Origin of the sequence: Sphingobacterium daejeonense (assembly GCF_901472535.1) — a bacterium.
Classification (GTDB): domain Bacteria; phylum Bacteroidota; class Bacteroidia; order Sphingobacteriales; family Sphingobacteriaceae; genus Sphingobacterium; species Sphingobacterium daejeonense.
In genome coordinates this window covers 1,590,808-1,604,801 of record NZ_LR590470.1, presented here as the reverse complement: position 1 = coordinate 1,604,801, position 13,994 = coordinate 1,590,808, and the positions used below count along the sequence as shown (strand labels likewise).

The window sequence follows — 13,994 nt, the reverse complement described above, 5'->3', positions numbered from 1 at the left end:
GAACTATTAAGGTTATACTAATTCTCTTCATGACTATCAGAATAAAATATCAATGTGCAACTCACTTTTTACACCTTCCACACCTGGTGTGAAAGTGGTTGGAACTATTGTACCTTTCAAGATTTTACCAACCTGATTTTGCATGATAAAATTCAAGGTCCAGTTTCCTGTCATGGTATAGTTCACTACACCATGGTAGAGGCCATCATCTCCTTGTATGAGATCCTTATTATTGGGTGAAGAGTGATTTCCCATGGATGGTTCGGGCATCCTCGGATCTAATTGAAGGACATAATCCTTCGCTTCAGAAAATGAAAATTGAGTTTCGTCAGGAAATTCTGCTGCTATGGCTGTATTAGGCTTGTTATATTTATAAATTCCAGCGACAATATCATTTTCTCCAACTTTTGGATTTCGAGGTGAAATTAAAGCGATCCAATATTGCTCGTAGTCATTGCCAATAAAGGAAGTCATATTTAAGTTTTTGTTGGTTTGCTCTTGTACTTTTATTTCTTTATTTACCTTGACAATTTTTGCTGCCTCATTTATTTTGAGGTATATTTTCCAGTTAAACTGATTTGCACTTACTTCTGGAAATACTGCGTATCCTGAATAGCTTTCGTCTGATTCATTAAACTTCAAATTATATAAATGTGGACCAGAAAATTTACTCCCTTTTGCATCAGTAGATATTGGCAAAAGCGAAACTTCGGCTGCTTTAAATTTCTTTTTTGACTGAGCATTTACAACATTTATTTTTAACTCATTATAACCTTTATAAAAGGCTCCGTTCTCTGTTAATATACTGATTTCGTAACCAGCTTCTTTTATTGAAACAGCCTCTTTAAATCCAGATTCACCTGGTGTTATAGGCTTAATTTCTCCTTCATAGTCAGTCTTCGCTTTTGTACAAGACGCCAACATCAAGCACATAGCTGCAAGAACTATTAGTAATCTTTTCATCTAAAATGAATTGATAATCAATTGATTCTTAAATAATAAATTTTGGGATTGGAGGTGAATAAATAGGAAATTTACTCTTGATGCTTTCAGATGATGAAAGTTATACTAGAGTGGATTGTATATTCAACCTTTTAAGGAATAGTTTAGGCAATTGGAGGGCGAAAAACCGATGAATGGTGGTTGAATCTATAATCAACTAAATAAGGAGAGAAATGTGTTTCTACAATTTCCTCTTTAGTTACTTTTAAATCAAAAACGGGTTGAGATTTATGAACATATAGCGAGCTATATTCATAGATGATCAAGTTCTTTTTAGATTCTTCTTTCTCCTGTTCTTTTATTTTTTTCATCAGAACACACTGACCGTTACAGTGTAAGTCTGGTCGATCCTTATTGATACATTGGGCGATGTATTCAGGTAAATGGATCTCATAATCCATAGTCATAAAACATCGATAGAACGATTGTAAGGTCAATGCAAGTAAAAGAAAATATGTGCAGAAACGTTTCAAAACCTATAAATTGTTTTATGTCTTAAATTATTATCGCCAAATATACGGAAAGATTTATCAGCATAAATGATTATCATCATTAAATTTTGTTTTTGAAGGCATTCCGAATTAATCCTATCGTTTTTTTATCTTTATAAATCTAGTTTATTTAAAAATATTGCTTTATGGAAAGGTTTTTTGAGAAGTTAAATCAACAATTAGAATATAATTCCGGAAAAGAGATAGAAGAAATTCAGGAGATTTTAAAATTTTCGAACCTTTCTGAAGAACAACATCAATCTTTCAACAGGAATTTGGTTGATAAAGCTTGTGTAAATCTTCATTTCCATCCTGACAGGTTTTTGAAAGATGGCTCTCAAATTATTGACGGCTTAATACAATCTGGGGAATATCTTAATCAGTTTCAGACTCAAGTATCATCCGGAAGCTTGAGTGCTAAAATTGGCGGCGACAGGGATAAATGGGAAAATAAATTATTCAATAATCTTTTTGGTTCAAGCACAAAAGACCGTCCTAAATATGGAGCTTTAAATCTGACTGGAACAAGCGACGGAGCCTCTCCGAGGTTTGGTTCTTGTTATTTTATCACCTACCCTGAGATAAAATCCAAGTGCACTTTTACATATGGAGATTCCTATCTTCTTCCAAAAGAAAGAGGAACAATCCAGAACCTTATCCAAGTATACGCACGGTTGTATCATGATATTTTCACCAGGAATTCTGCCCTTGGATTCTATTATAAGAATCTTTCCGATTTTCACGACAAGACGAATCACTTCCTTGAATCCAATACCTTGCACAATATGCTTTCACACAATTTGGACTTTTATATTGAGAGTCAAATTCATGAGCAAGTAGATCTTCAAAAGGATATTTCCACACTTGTGGTAGATCCTTCCTATCAAGGAACTGAATTGGAAAATAGGATCCATGAACTATGCGACAAATTTGATATTTCATTGATCTGGAATCAGGGATATTCCATAGACCTGAGTAATTTCCCAAATAACTTTAGGGGAGTTGAAACTTTCGAGTTCGCTGAATATATTGCTGAAGAGAACAAAATAAATGCTTACATCCTCGGCAAAGCATTATCCAATAAAAAGTTGAAATCAAAATTCAAAGACTCCTGTCAATTGGCCAAATATACTTGGCATTGCCTAGTCAAATTTGGAGAATAAGCATCCAAAATTTTTAATTATAATCTGGAATATTCTTTCCTAGAATTATATCACGTTCCACATGGAGCATTCCATCTAATTTATAGGGTTTTACGACTCCCGACCCTCCTCTTTTAGGCATTTTTTGCAATTACATATAGTGAAAAAATAACAATCAAATTTTAAAAAATGTATTTACGGTAACCCGTAATATTTATTATCAAACATTCTATAATTTGGTTAATCTTTCACACTATGTAAATATAAATTATCCATGAAATTTGCTTATATTATTTTAACCTTAATACTCTTTTTCTTTATTCAAATAGTGTTTTCACAAGAAAATAGGTTATTGACCTCAAATTTTAAAGAAGACAACCATGGCAAATGTACCGGATCTGCATTCTGTACAGCTTGCACTACTTGCAGCAGTTGTAAGCATTGTAATAGAGACGGTGGATCATGTGGAGTATGCTCTTCTTCTAATTCAAGAGAAACATCTCCTTATGCATATAAAAAGGCAGTGTCCAAAAAAAAGAAAATTAACAATTACCCTAATAATAATTCTAAGTCTATAAACAACTCTGGAAAAGATTTCAAAAGATATGTGTTTACAAATGCAAATGTTAATTTGAGAAAAGGTCCAGGAACTAATTATGAGAAAATTATTTTGATTGGCAAATTTGAAAAATTAGAACATATTTCAACAAACGGAAATTGGCTAAAGGTAAAATTCTTAAATAAAACTGGTTATGTCTATCGATCATATATTTCGACTCTTTAGTAGTTCAAAAAAAATGAATATCTTGGTTAAGGTATAAATTTTAAAACTTCTCAAATTTTGATTAATAAATCAAAACTATCGAAACCTATGAACGTCAAGTTATTTTGGTCTACTATAATTCTATTTTTCTGTTTACTAACCTATTCTTCAATTTGCAATGCAAAACTTCGCAGCTTCAATCAAAACACGAACAAAATTACCTATAACCAGAAAAACAAAACGATTACGTTAAGATGGAGTGAATTTGGAGAATCGGGTGATTATATCATTAGTCGCGGTGGAAGTAGGTTAGCCAATAATTTTATAAACATTGGGAAGACCAGCAAGCTTACTTTCAAGGATAAAAAGCCTAATCAGAATAAATACGAAAACTATTATAAGATAACCAGAGGTTCTGAAAGCATATTGATTTCTTTGGAGAATGAAATTTTCGGAGATAATGTGTATTTCTATGACCGGAAGTATGAGGATGCTTCCACTGCTCAACAGGAGATGAAAACACACTTCCCTTTTATTGGGTTGGGTGGTACAAACGGTGAATGGACTACGAAAAGACAGGCTTATTATTTCAAGCCCAATATTGATGGGCAATCTTATGATCCTGGAGGTTCTGGTTCTGCATCTTCAGAATCTGCCAATTCCATAGAACTGGGATTTTACTCGCATATCGGTGGATTAGGCAAATTACCTACAGATGTTAAGTTAGGATCCTTGTTTACACGGCCACATCTTTCAGGTGGGGCAAATGCCACATGTACTTTTTGGCGGTCAGTAGAAAATTTATCTGTGATGCGCGACTTTGCCTGGACTGTTTCTCAATCTACCAGTGCTCGTAGAATGCAGATCGAAAGCAGTTCCAAATTTATTTCCGACGTCGGTCACACGAACTTTTGGGGCAGTGGCGGCTATATTGCTGACAGTTATTTCACTTCAATTAGACCAAATTGGGGCGGTCAACAGCAATGGTATACCCGAAACAGCAGGTTTCCCAGTGGCACTGATAAAATGGGAGGTTCCTATAACATGGTTTGGCAAGGATGTATTAACCCTCCTACCGAAGACTCCATCAATACTCCTATTGCCAAGACTCCTATTGTAAGAGAAAAGCCTTTTCTCTTTATTGGAGATGATGGAGAATATAAAGTATTTGTTCCCGGATGGCAACAGAATAGAGTTGGTGTTTCATGGGATTCAAAGGATATGGGTAAAGGAGAAGTTCAAGATTTATTGACTCAATGGTATGTCGCTAATGAAGGAGATACGGAAATGGAGATCAATGCTGCCTTGAAAGCGGGGAAGAATATTTTCTTTACACCTGGTCATTATTCATTGAATGCTCCTATTCAGGTGAATAGGAAGAATGCGATTTTATTGGGTGCAGGTATCGCTTCTGTCACCTTGGAACCTACGGCAAATAATAAATGGGGCTGTATTTATGTCGATGATCAAGACGGTATTATAGTAGCTGGCTTATTGATGGATTCTTTTAACAGCACGACCTACCAAATTCGTGTAGGGAATCGAGATTCACAAAGTGATCATTCTGAAAATCCAATTTTGCTAACAGATATCACTTGTCGTGTTGGCGGAGTACAAGCTAACGATATTCAGATTCATGCATCCATGGAGATCAACAGCAACAATGTTATCGGTGATCATTTTTGGTTATGGCGGGCAGACCATGGCTCACAACCTGGAGGCAAGAAACGATGGACTAGAGACAGAAGCAAAAATGGATTAATTGTATCAGGGGATGATATCACACTTTATGGATTATTTGCCGAACATCATCAAGAGTATGAGGTCTTATGGTTAGGAGAACGCGGGCGAACATATTTTTTTCAGAATGAACCTCCATACGATGCTCCGAATCAAGAGGAATGGAGCAGTCAAAACAATCGGGTTAAAGGCTTTGCAGCGTTTAAGGTTGCCAATTCTGTCAAAGAACATCATAGTATAGGCATGGGATCTTATGCAGTTTTCACCGGTACTGATGGCAATGTAAACAAAGACAATGCATTTGAAGCTCCTAATTCTCCCCATGTTAAATTGGAAAAAATGGTCATCACGAAATTTGCAGGACCCGGCAATATCCTAAACGTTATCAACGGTATTGGCGGAACTACAAAGACTGGTGTCAAACGTGTTGAACTTTACAACAGGAATGGCACACAACCTTTTGATGAAGAGTTTTCTCTTCCAGACAAGGAGTCCTATCCATCTTATATCGAAATGAATTGATAACGAGGGAATAATCATATCCAGAGGCCAAATTTATTCACTGTGGTACCCCCATCCTTTTGGATCAATTATTTATTGATCTAGTTTCTCCTAATAGAGTTTTGTTCCACTCTCCTTCCACTCTCCTTCCACTCTCAGTCCTCTTTCCTTCGGACCTCGTTCGGACCTTGTTCGGTGTATTCCGAAGCAGCTCCGAACGAGGTCCGAAGGAAGTCCGAACGAGAGACGAATGAGACACGACTAAGAATAGAACACGAATGGAATAAGATTAGAAGAAAAATTATTTTGTTACGAAGGATCTAAAAAAGGATGATTTATGAATCTATTTTGATCATTGTTAAACTGGGATTTATTTTGGGATATTAAAGTTGATATCAAACCGATTACCTGACTATCAATGGTTTATTCCTTATGTAAACAATTTGTAGATATAATGTACACTTCAAATTTAAATGAGTTAATCATTAATATCTTATCTTCAATATTGAATTGATTTTTGAATTATTATCTCAGGTTCAACAAATAAAATCTCTATGAAGCTTTTAACTAATTTAATTTCTATGATCCATATTTTTGGGAGGAAGGATACCCCTCAAATATTTATATTCTTGTTAATAATTTCTTCGATTGTATCTGTCTCTTGTAGTGATCAAGGCTCAAAAGATTTTAATTGGGTTCCAAAGGTTGCTGAAATAACTGGCAAAGACCTAGAAAGTTGGTTGCGAAAGACACCTTACCAAAATGAATTAAAAAAAGACAATGAAAATGAATTTGTTATTACGAATGTTGATCAGGTCTTTCCATTTATGAACAAATTCAACAATGATATTGGACCACTTAGCACCACTATTGCTACTACCGACACTAGTATCTATGAGCAAAAAACATCTTATTTTTCAGGATCCAGTCTGGGGTGATGTATTTGTTTCAGGAACTTTACTATATGACGATGAAGAGCTTTTTCTAGAGCAAAGTTCAAATTCAACTGGCGATCCATTTTTTGGAGGAGTTGAGGCTAGCGGCGATATTTATAGTTCTACATTATATGAAACTTCGGTTCAAGCTAAGCATGATGATTACAAGACCGGTCTGTATTGGGCCGATGCAAATTCGAAAGTTTATTTATTTGGGTTTTTATCAGCAAGGTCAGCTTGTATTTGAAGCAGTCGTTCCATTACTTGGGACGGATACTGCTGCAGCTATTAATAAGCTTGGGGAGATTAACAAAAATCTGAACCTCAATATTCCCGAATGGGAAAATGTGAGCAGTTCTGCACTGAGAGTTAATGATGAACCTAAAACTTTTTGGAATGATCCTTATGTTGGCTTATACATGAATGAGTATACAATGGATCAAGTTTATCTAAAAACAAAAAACACTAAACTTGAATTATCCAACCAGAAAGAAAAAGGGGATTATTATTTTTCATACCAAGCACCTCAAGGTTTGGTAGAGCTATATACCGAACTTAAACCTATCACCAAGAATGAAACTGATTTCAATAAAGCAAATGCAAATCAGAGTAAATATCTTAATGGCCTTCAACAAATTTTTTACGAAGAACAATCTTCTGGAAATTTCGTCCAAGGAATTGCTAAAACCTATACAAAAGACAATAAGTATTTAGAACTTTATTACAGCTTTCCTGAAAAGGATGAAGAAGTTCGAAAAACCATACACGAAATTTTAAAATATCTTAAAATATTTAAATATTAAGAATTGTTATTTTTTCAATAATTTAAACAAATTAATAAATTAGAAAAAAATTGAGAAATGATTTTTTATCCCAATAGAAAAATGGTAAATTTGGGTGTAGGTAAGAGGAAAAAATACAATTTGTTATGGGTTCAAAAAACAAGAAGCCAGAAGGCAATCAAAAACAAGATATACTATCTTCAGATATAGCTAAAGAAAGTATGACCTCATATGTGTCTAAATATTCTCCATCTTGGGTTGTTAATCATCCTAAAGATGCACCAGGTTATCATTTAGAATTAATAGAAAGGATTCGTCAAGGGGTCAAGAAATCAGATTGGAAGGATTTGATTCACCATATTGGTTCAACCGAAAAGGAATTTGAGGATATCCTACCCACCTCTATCAGCAGCATGCAAAAGAAAGAAGTTTATAGCTTAGAGACATCAGAGCGTATTTATGAGATTTCTCGATTGTATGGTTTGGGTTATGAGGTATTCGATAGTCCTGATCAATTCAAAAACTGGTTAATGACTCCTTCCAAGGCTTTAGGCAATAAAAGGCCTTTTGATTTTTTAGATAGTAGTTTTGGTTTTGAGATTGTCACCAATGAAATAATCAGAATCCAATACAATGTGTATAGCTAATGATTGTTTTTCGTGTTGCAAATTTGAGGTATAAGGATTCGGCCTTGTCTGGTATTGGTGCGGAAAAAGTAGGTGGCAGATGGAATAAAGTGGGAACACGAGCAGTTTACTGTTCAGAGAATATTTCGTTGGCTTTATTGGAATATTATGTTCATTCGGAAAATATAGCAAATCTACCAACTGAAATTGGTGTCGCTAAAATAGAAGTTCCTGACCATTTTTTTATTGATGAATTAGAAGAACTTCCGGAACGCTGGAACCAATATCCATACTCTTCAAAAACTACTGAAGTGTTTAGCAAAATGGCTAAAAACCGAGATTTTTTTGGTCTTAAAGTACCTTCTACTATTGTTCCATTAGAATACAACTACATTTTAAATCCACTTTATAAAAACTTTGGTCAAGTAGAAATTCTTGAGTTTTTAAACCTTTCGATCGATGAAAGGCTAAAGTCTGACAGCAGGTAAGAAATCAAATCAATATTCTCTCTTTATCTCATAATATAAAGTCACTACCCCACTCTTGAAGACTTTTGTTTTAATCAGTTTTAAATCTTTTCTAACATTTATATTTTCAAAGAATTCCAACCCTTTTGTTTCTATTATTGGATGAATACTGAGTTGAAGTTCGTCTATCAAATCGAGGTTTAGGAGTTGAATTATTAAGCTACGACTACCAACTAATATATTTTTCCCAATTTGCTGTTTTAGTTCTTCAACTTTATCTTGCAGACCTTTATCACTGAGTTTTGCACTTTCCCAATCAATTTCCTTAAGTGTTTTGGAAAAGACTAATTTTGGGATCTTATCCATTACGATGGCAAAGTCATCCATTTCCTTAACTCCTGAAGGTTCTTTTACCAGATTTTTCCAATACTCCATCAATTGATAGGTTATTCTACCATAAAGAATGGTATCTGAAGTTCGTAATAAATCAGCATAATGCTGATGCAATTCCTGGTCTGCTATTCCCGTTGTATGATCACATATTCCATCCAGGGTCATATTGAAAGCTGCACAAATTTTAGTCATAGAAAGCGTTCTCTTAAAATTCTTATTTGGTTGTAATAATCACTACTCCATACTTTGCCTTTTCACCGTAAAGTGAATCGGCTTCATGTGGTTTGAGTACTTTTAATGACTTAATTTTTTTTGATTGATTTTTTCAATTGCCCTTGGTTCTATTTCTTTTCCATTCAAAAAGACCAATTGCATACTAATTCTATATACTTCATTATTTTTCTTTTCCCAAGTTTCCCACCCGCTTGGTCCAATAGTTATAACATATTTTTGAGGACTTCGTAATTGATATTTACCATCTGGCATCCCTAAAAGGAATTCTCTTACTACCTTTTTTCTATCAACTATTCTTTCGACATCGTCTATATATTTTTCAAAACTTACTTTTTCAGAAATAGTCATCCCCGGTTGATAAGCTAAAATTTCATGATTTTGCCCAGCAAAATTATAATTCATCCTAAAAGGTACTATCGAATTCTGACTTTTATTATTATTTGACTTAATACTCAGGATATCGGATTTGTTTAGCAGTTTAAGATATTTGGATTTTTCTTTATCTGATAAAGCAATCTTATGAACTGTACCTCTAGTAGTATCCATTTTGGGCAGCATCGGTCGAATTTGAAGTATGTAAAACAATGAATCCTTTGAATATTCAATATTGGATATTTTTAAATAATCTATCTCCTTAGCTTTAATTTGAGATTGACCTAGTAGTGGATAGAAAATAAAGAGTAAAATAGATAACCCTTTAATTGATGAGATCTTCAATGCTTTCATATTTAAGTCGTTTGGATGTTTTTTAAATCATTTAATATTGACTATTACACTCATATTTAAATTATATATCGTTCAGTATCTGTAGAAAGTTATTTGTTAAGAATCAGATTTTCAATATAGACTATAGTTTAATATATTTGCTTTATGAAACCAAATATTATCCTTCTGTTAATTTTAACAACGTTTTCTATTTGTTTAAATGCTCAGAATATTCAATTAAAGAATAATCGAGAGATTTCTGTTTATAATGTGGTTGCTCAAACTTTTAAAGGTAAAGTTAAGGGAATTTTGCAGAAAGTGACTCAGGACCAGGTAGAAATCATGACATCTAAGGATCTGTCTGTTATTCCGGTGGAAAATATAAAATCCTTAAAAGTAAAGTTTGACAAAAAGGAAAATGTTCCGGTTGTCAATAATATAGCCCAAACAGGATTGGATTTTGTTTTCGATCCTGAATACGATCAATCGTATACTAAAAACGAAAGTGGCTTTTATGAAAAAAGGATCGATGCAGAAGAAATAACATTGGGCGAAAAAGCAATGGTTGGTGGAGCCGTGATTGCTGGAGCTTTAGTTGGAAATGAAATCAAGAAATTAATGCCGACTGCTACGATTGAGAAGTTTAAAATCAATTATTCAAAGGCTAAGTATTCTGAGATTTATGATGAATTATTGATGTATACGGTAGATTTGCAAGCTTCTCCGGGATATGAGCAGATTTTGAAAGAGAAATTAAGGGACACGATGGAGAGGAATAAGCTGAAGATTTAGAGGGGGGGATTTATAAATATTTAATTATTGGTTTTAATTGGGTTATAAATCCCATGCAAGCATCAGTCTACTACTGTAAAAGTTATGGTTCCATTACTCCTGTTTCCATGTTTATCCTTAGCAGAAATCGTTACTTCAAATGTCCCTACTTTTATTGGTGTACCTGATATTTTGAGTTTATTCGGATCGAATTTCAACCAATCGTATTGATTGTCAATAATTTCATATTTTAATTTATCACTATCTATATCCTTAAAAAAATCTTTAGGAAAATCAATTTCGAACCTAAAATCTTTTCGAGCTACAATTGGTTTTACAGGTTTATATTCAAATGGTTTAAATAGCTTTGAAGTATTTACCCAATAAATATCCGATTCTTTCAATCCATCTTGATCAATTTTTAGCCTGGTAAAAAACAGGAATCTACTGTCAAAAGTCACGTATGGTCTTCGATCCCAATCTTTTGAATTAATTGTAGAATCAATCATAATAGGCTGAGTCCAATTATTGTTAAATGTTTTATAGCTTATGTATAAATCAGCTCCTGTTTCATCTCCTGTATAATTACAGAAAATAATATAATCTTCATTTGGAGATACAAATACACTTTCTTCGTCTTTAACAGAATTAAGTTCTAAAATTGGGTGTACTTCTTGATATCCATCTTCACTTTTCTTAGAAAAATATAAATCAGCTTGATGACAATTATCCTTTCCCTCACATCCTCTATTTGATGAGAAATAGATTGTTCTATCAAGTGTCATACTTACATTACCTTCTCGAAAACGTGAATTTATTTGTTCTGATAAAGGTTTTGATTTTTCCCAATGCCCATTAGCCTTGATCAAGATTCCAATATTGGTATTAGAATTATCCTCCTTATCTTCACTATAAGCGTAAAGTAAAGAACGACCATCAGGGGTAAAATACGGAAGATAAACATTAAGATTTTTTAGTGGTTCGAATGGAATTGGTTCACTCCATTTATTTTTGATTTTTTCCGAATGATATATTTGACCTGATAAGTCATTATTGGAAAGTATTCCAAATACTACTTCTTGATTATCGGGTGAGAATGATATTCCATGTTCAAATCTTCCTACAACAGAAATAACATTGGGAGCAAAGATAATTGGATTTGATTTAGGGGCTTTATGATTCAAATAATCAGGTGGTTTACAGCCGATAAGGAAAATGATAAAAATTACGGTTAGAAAGAATTTGGGCATATTGGCTGTAATTTTTTTATACATTATACAAACTAAAACATCCGTAATCTGTCCTTACACCTAATTTTTCTCCCACAAATTTAATTTCACATTTTTTCACAAGATGTTCAATCTTAATACTGGCTAATAGTTTTTTATTTACAAAGTCAAAAACGTGTGCATCTGCTCGTTGTAGTAGAACCAATTTTGTTTGGTCAGCATTGAAGCAAAAAGCATTAACATCTTTTGTATATTCAGGAATTTCTAGTTCTTTCAATTCGATTTCTTGATTTGTAGTAAGGTCAAAATATCGCATTCCCCAAGTTCCATAACGTTCTCTAACGACCAATAATTCGTTGTTATTAGCAAACTCAAATTGAAAAACCATTTCGAAATCGCCATTTATTTTACTTAAAAGTGTTCCATTTTCTGCATCTATAATTTGAATTTCACCAACCTTATTATGAAATGCCAATAGTTTTCCATCGTTTGATAATTTTCCGCAGAATGGTGCTGTTCCTTTTATTAATTCTACACTATATTCTGATGTGTGTAAAAATTTGTTCTGATTATCCAATACAGATAGTTTGCCTAATGTTGCGAACGCGATTTTGTCTTTTGCTACAGATATGAAACTGTCAACATAACTTTTTTCTTGGCCTAAATTATTGAACGTTTCTTTTTCAATATCAAACTCAAAAATATAGTGGTCAAGATCTAAAATTAAAGAGTTTCTATCTGATCTGTACTCAATGTTCCACGCTAAAGATTTTGGTAATTCTATGGTTTTGAGGATGTCTCCATTGTTGTCAATGATGTTAATCGAGCCTACAGTTTCTGAGTTTTGTATTTTGTCTTCATAAACAAATATGCCATTTGGAGAATTCTCAATTGCTAAGGCTCCAGTGTATGCTCCTCCAATATATTTGTGCAAAATAGGCTGTCCGATTTCGGCGTTTTCGTTGTTTAAAACATACCCTTTTTTTAAGGCTTCCCATTCTTTTTTATAAAAATTGTTCAAAGCATCTTCAATACTCGAAAATTCTTTTTCGGTTGTTTTTAGTTTATTATTTTTTCCAGTTTCAGAAATAAGGATTTTGTTATTCAGGGTTAGTTTAATTACCTTATCTGAATTCTTGTCGATTAGTTCGTGCTGCATTTGTTTCATCTGTTTTGTTGGGTTATTTCGGGTTTTGAAAAAATGAGGGATAATGGGCTGGGTTATTGGTGATAGTGTTTAATCGTTTTTATTGATTTCCATTCGTGTTCAATATTTTCCATAAGAATTGCGTTGTCAAATTTTATTGAACCTTCAGGAAATATGTTTTTATCTTCAAAGAAACTTGATTTTACATTTGTGACTTTTAAAGGTTTTACTTTCCATTCGTAAGTTTCTAATTTTAATCCGTCAAAATTTTTTCTGTTTGGAGAATAACCAATTGAACCATTTTCAAAAAAAGCAGAAACATTAATTAATGTTTTGAAAATAGAGTTTTCATCAAAATTTCCCGACAATTCAGCATCAATTTCTATTGTTGTATTATCAGAACTTTTAAAATCTAAATGATAATTATTGTTTTGTTCAATTACGTTAAACTTTGCGTAGTAATGCTTGCCTGGAAAAATTCTTCCGCCAACAATTGCGTTAAGTATTAAGTTTGTATCTCTTCTGGGAATGAAAACGCCTTCTTTATTTTCTCCATTTTCTTCCCATTCAACTGAAATTCTATGTGCACCATTTTCAGAATTTACACCTATGAAATCAGGAAATCCTTTTGGCTTAATGTTCTTTAAACGTATTAAGCAAATTCCTACGATTGCTTTTCCTTCAAATAATTTTGGTTTGAAAGGTTTGGGTAAGATTTTTTCGACAACACTTGGTTCTGCAACATAGTTTAAAAGAATTCGTCTTTCTATAAATCCGTGAATTGTTGGGATGTTCATTTTATGCGTATTGTTTAGAAACCAATGCAGTTATTAAGCGGCGACTTTGTGAAAGTGGCGGATTAGAAAACGAAATTTTTAATCTTGCACCGACTTGAGCAACAGCTTTTTATAATTTACTAAATTTTATGAAAAATGGGAAATATAAAGGCTGTTGTTTTAATAAATAGAAGGCAAAGCTTATTTTCTGCTTCGCTCTAATCCCCGAAGTCGTGGTGGTAATAATCTTGGTTTGGGTGGATTTAAACAAAATTTAAGATTTTAACTAA

16 protein-coding genes are annotated in these 13,994 nt (G+C 33.2%); 9 read left to right on the top strand and 7 right to left on the bottom strand.

The window, feature by feature from the left end; all coding sequences use genetic code 11:
- Nucleotides 1-36: 36 nt before the first annotated feature.
- Nucleotides 37-963, bottom strand: coding sequence for a hypothetical protein (locus FGL31_RS07665; protein ID WP_171017578.1), 927 nt, complete (start codon nt 961-963; stop codon nt 37-39).
- Between the two features lie 143 nt (nt 964-1,106).
- Nucleotides 1,107-1,403, bottom strand: coding sequence for a hypothetical protein (locus FGL31_RS07660; RefSeq protein WP_138090311.1), 297 nt, complete (start codon nt 1,401-1,403; stop codon nt 1,107-1,109).
- Nucleotides 1,404-1,639: 236 nt separating this feature from the next.
- Here FGL31_RS07660 and FGL31_RS07655 point away from each other — a divergent pair, with 236 nt between their 5' ends.
- The 8 genes from FGL31_RS07655 (at nt 1,640) to FGL31_RS07620 (ending at nt 8,470) form a co-directional block, all read left to right on the top strand.
- Nucleotides 1,640-2,656 carry a DUF3626 domain-containing protein gene (locus FGL31_RS07655; RefSeq protein WP_138090309.1) on the top strand — a complete coding sequence of 339 codons (1,017 nt, stop codon included), beginning with the start codon at nt 1,640-1,642 and terminating at the stop codon, nt 2,654-2,656.
- A 253-nt stretch (nt 2,657-2,909) separates the two neighbouring features.
- Entirely contained in the window at nt 2,910-3,419 is a 510-nt protein-coding gene (locus FGL31_RS07650) for an SH3 domain-containing protein (RefSeq protein WP_138090307.1), read from the top strand.
- Nucleotides 3,420-3,506: 87 nt separating this feature from the next.
- Nucleotides 3,507-5,660 (top strand): pectate lyase-like domain-containing protein, encoded by a 2,154-nt coding sequence (locus tag FGL31_RS07645; RefSeq protein WP_197734128.1) that lies wholly within the window; start codon nt 3,507-3,509, stop codon nt 5,658-5,660.
- Between the two features lie 533 nt (nt 5,661-6,193).
- Complete coding sequence (locus tag FGL31_RS07640; protein ID WP_138090305.1) at nt 6,194-6,577, top strand: hypothetical protein; 384 nt, start codon at nt 6,194-6,196, stop codon at nt 6,575-6,577.
- A complete protein-coding gene (locus tag FGL31_RS07635; protein ID WP_138090303.1) occupies nt 6,534-6,821 on the top strand; it encodes a hypothetical protein in 288 nt (95 codons plus the stop codon). The genes FGL31_RS07640 and FGL31_RS07635 overlap by 44 nt, the downstream gene beginning before the upstream one ends.
- Entirely contained in the window at nt 6,787-7,377 is a 591-nt protein-coding gene (locus tag FGL31_RS07630) for a hypothetical protein (protein ID WP_138090301.1), read from the top strand. Before FGL31_RS07635 ends, FGL31_RS07630 begins: the two co-directional genes overlap by 35 nt.
- A 125-nt stretch (nt 7,378-7,502) precedes the next feature.
- Nucleotides 7,503-8,003, top strand: a complete 501-nt coding sequence (locus FGL31_RS07625; protein WP_138090299.1) for an Xre family toxin-antitoxin system antitoxin — start codon at nt 7,503-7,505, stop codon at nt 8,001-8,003.
- A complete protein-coding gene (locus tag FGL31_RS07620) occupies nt 8,003-8,470 on the top strand; it encodes an RES family NAD+ phosphorylase (protein ID WP_138090297.1) in 468 nt (155 codons plus the stop codon). Before FGL31_RS07625 ends, FGL31_RS07620 begins: the two co-directional genes overlap by 1 nt.
- A gap of 9 nt (nt 8,471-8,479) precedes the next feature.
- Here FGL31_RS07620 and FGL31_RS07615 read toward each other — a convergent pair whose 3' ends face one another.
- Together FGL31_RS07615 and FGL31_RS07610 are read right to left on the bottom strand one after the other, a co-directional pair.
- Nucleotides 8,480-9,034: a dihydrofolate reductase family protein gene (locus FGL31_RS07615; protein ID WP_138090295.1), complete on the bottom strand. Its 555-nt coding sequence runs from the start codon at nt 9,032-9,034 to the stop codon at nt 8,480-8,482.
- A 102-nt stretch (nt 9,035-9,136) separates the two neighbouring features.
- Entirely contained in the window at nt 9,137-9,802 is a 666-nt protein-coding gene (locus tag FGL31_RS07610) for a hypothetical protein (protein ID WP_138090293.1), read from the bottom strand.
- 144 nt (nt 9,803-9,946) lie between these two features.
- Here FGL31_RS07610 and FGL31_RS07605 point away from each other — a divergent pair, with 144 nt between their 5' ends.
- Nucleotides 9,947-10,573, top strand: a complete 627-nt coding sequence (locus FGL31_RS07605; protein ID WP_138090291.1) for a hypothetical protein — start codon at nt 9,947-9,949, stop codon at nt 10,571-10,573.
- 62 nt (nt 10,574-10,635) lie between these two features.
- On the opposite strand, the gene FGL31_RS07600 is transcribed toward FGL31_RS07605, so the two are convergent.
- The 3 genes from FGL31_RS07600 to FGL31_RS07590 all read right to left on the bottom strand — a co-directional run bounded on the left by FGL31_RS07600 (nt 10,636) and on the right by FGL31_RS07590 (nt 13,725).
- On the bottom strand, nt 10,636-11,826 hold the full coding sequence (locus FGL31_RS07600; protein WP_138090289.1) for a putative Ig domain-containing protein: 1,191 nt from the start codon (nt 11,824-11,826) through the stop codon (nt 10,636-10,638).
- Nucleotides 11,819-12,940, bottom strand: coding sequence for a WD40 repeat domain-containing protein (locus FGL31_RS07595; protein WP_138090287.1), 1,122 nt, complete (start codon nt 12,938-12,940; stop codon nt 11,819-11,821). Before FGL31_RS07595 ends, FGL31_RS07600 begins: the two co-directional genes overlap by 8 nt.
- 62 nt (nt 12,941-13,002) lie before the next feature.
- Nucleotides 13,003-13,725 (bottom strand): DUF2071 domain-containing protein, encoded by a 723-nt coding sequence (locus tag FGL31_RS07590; protein ID WP_138090285.1) that lies wholly within the window; start codon nt 13,723-13,725, stop codon nt 13,003-13,005.
- Nucleotides 13,726-13,994 lie beyond the last annotated feature (269 nt).

What these genes read in the sequence shown, in the direction of transcription:
- FGL31_RS07625 (WP_138090299.1), top strand. Translation starts at nt 7,503, where the DNA reads ATGGGTTCAAAAAACAAGAAGCCAGAAGGCAATCAAAAACAAGATATA.
- FGL31_RS07600 (WP_138090289.1), bottom strand. Translation starts at nt 11,826, where the DNA reads ATGTATAAAAAAATTACAGCCAATATGCCCAAATTCTTTCTAACCGTA.
- FGL31_RS07665 (WP_171017578.1), bottom strand. Translation starts at nt 963, where the DNA reads ATGAAAAGATTACTAATAGTTCTTGCAGCTATGTGCTTGATGTTGGCG.
- FGL31_RS07660 (WP_138090311.1), bottom strand. Translation starts at nt 1,403, where the DNA reads ATGGATTATGAGATCCATTTACCTGAATACATCGCCCAATGTATCAAT.
- FGL31_RS07605 (WP_138090291.1), top strand. Translation starts at nt 9,947, where the DNA reads ATGAAACCAAATATTATCCTTCTGTTAATTTTAACAACGTTTTCTATT.
- FGL31_RS07615 (WP_138090295.1), bottom strand. Translation starts at nt 9,034, where the DNA reads ATGACTAAAATTTGTGCAGCTTTCAATATGACCCTGGATGGAATATGT.
- FGL31_RS07640 (WP_138090305.1), top strand. Translation starts at nt 6,194, where the DNA reads ATGAAGCTTTTAACTAATTTAATTTCTATGATCCATATTTTTGGGAGG.
- FGL31_RS07655 (WP_138090309.1), top strand. Translation starts at nt 1,640, where the DNA reads ATGGAAAGGTTTTTTGAGAAGTTAAATCAACAATTAGAATATAATTCC.
- FGL31_RS07590 (WP_138090285.1), bottom strand. Translation starts at nt 13,725, where the DNA reads ATGAACATCCCAACAATTCACGGATTTATAGAAAGACGAATTCTTTTA.
- FGL31_RS07635 (WP_138090303.1), top strand. Translation starts at nt 6,534, where the DNA reads ATGAGCAAAAAACATCTTATTTTTCAGGATCCAGTCTGGGGTGATGTA.
- FGL31_RS07645 (WP_197734128.1), top strand. Translation starts at nt 3,507, where the DNA reads ATGAACGTCAAGTTATTTTGGTCTACTATAATTCTATTTTTCTGTTTA.
- FGL31_RS07595 (WP_138090287.1), bottom strand. Translation starts at nt 12,940, where the DNA reads ATGCAGCACGAACTAATCGACAAGAATTCAGATAAGGTAATTAAACTA.
- FGL31_RS07650 (WP_138090307.1), top strand. Translation starts at nt 2,910, where the DNA reads ATGAAATTTGCTTATATTATTTTAACCTTAATACTCTTTTTCTTTATT.
- FGL31_RS07610 (WP_138090293.1), bottom strand. Translation starts at nt 9,802, where the DNA reads ATGAAAGCATTGAAGATCTCATCAATTAAAGGGTTATCTATTTTACTC.
- FGL31_RS07620 (WP_138090297.1), top strand. Translation starts at nt 8,003, where the DNA reads ATGATTGTTTTTCGTGTTGCAAATTTGAGGTATAAGGATTCGGCCTTG.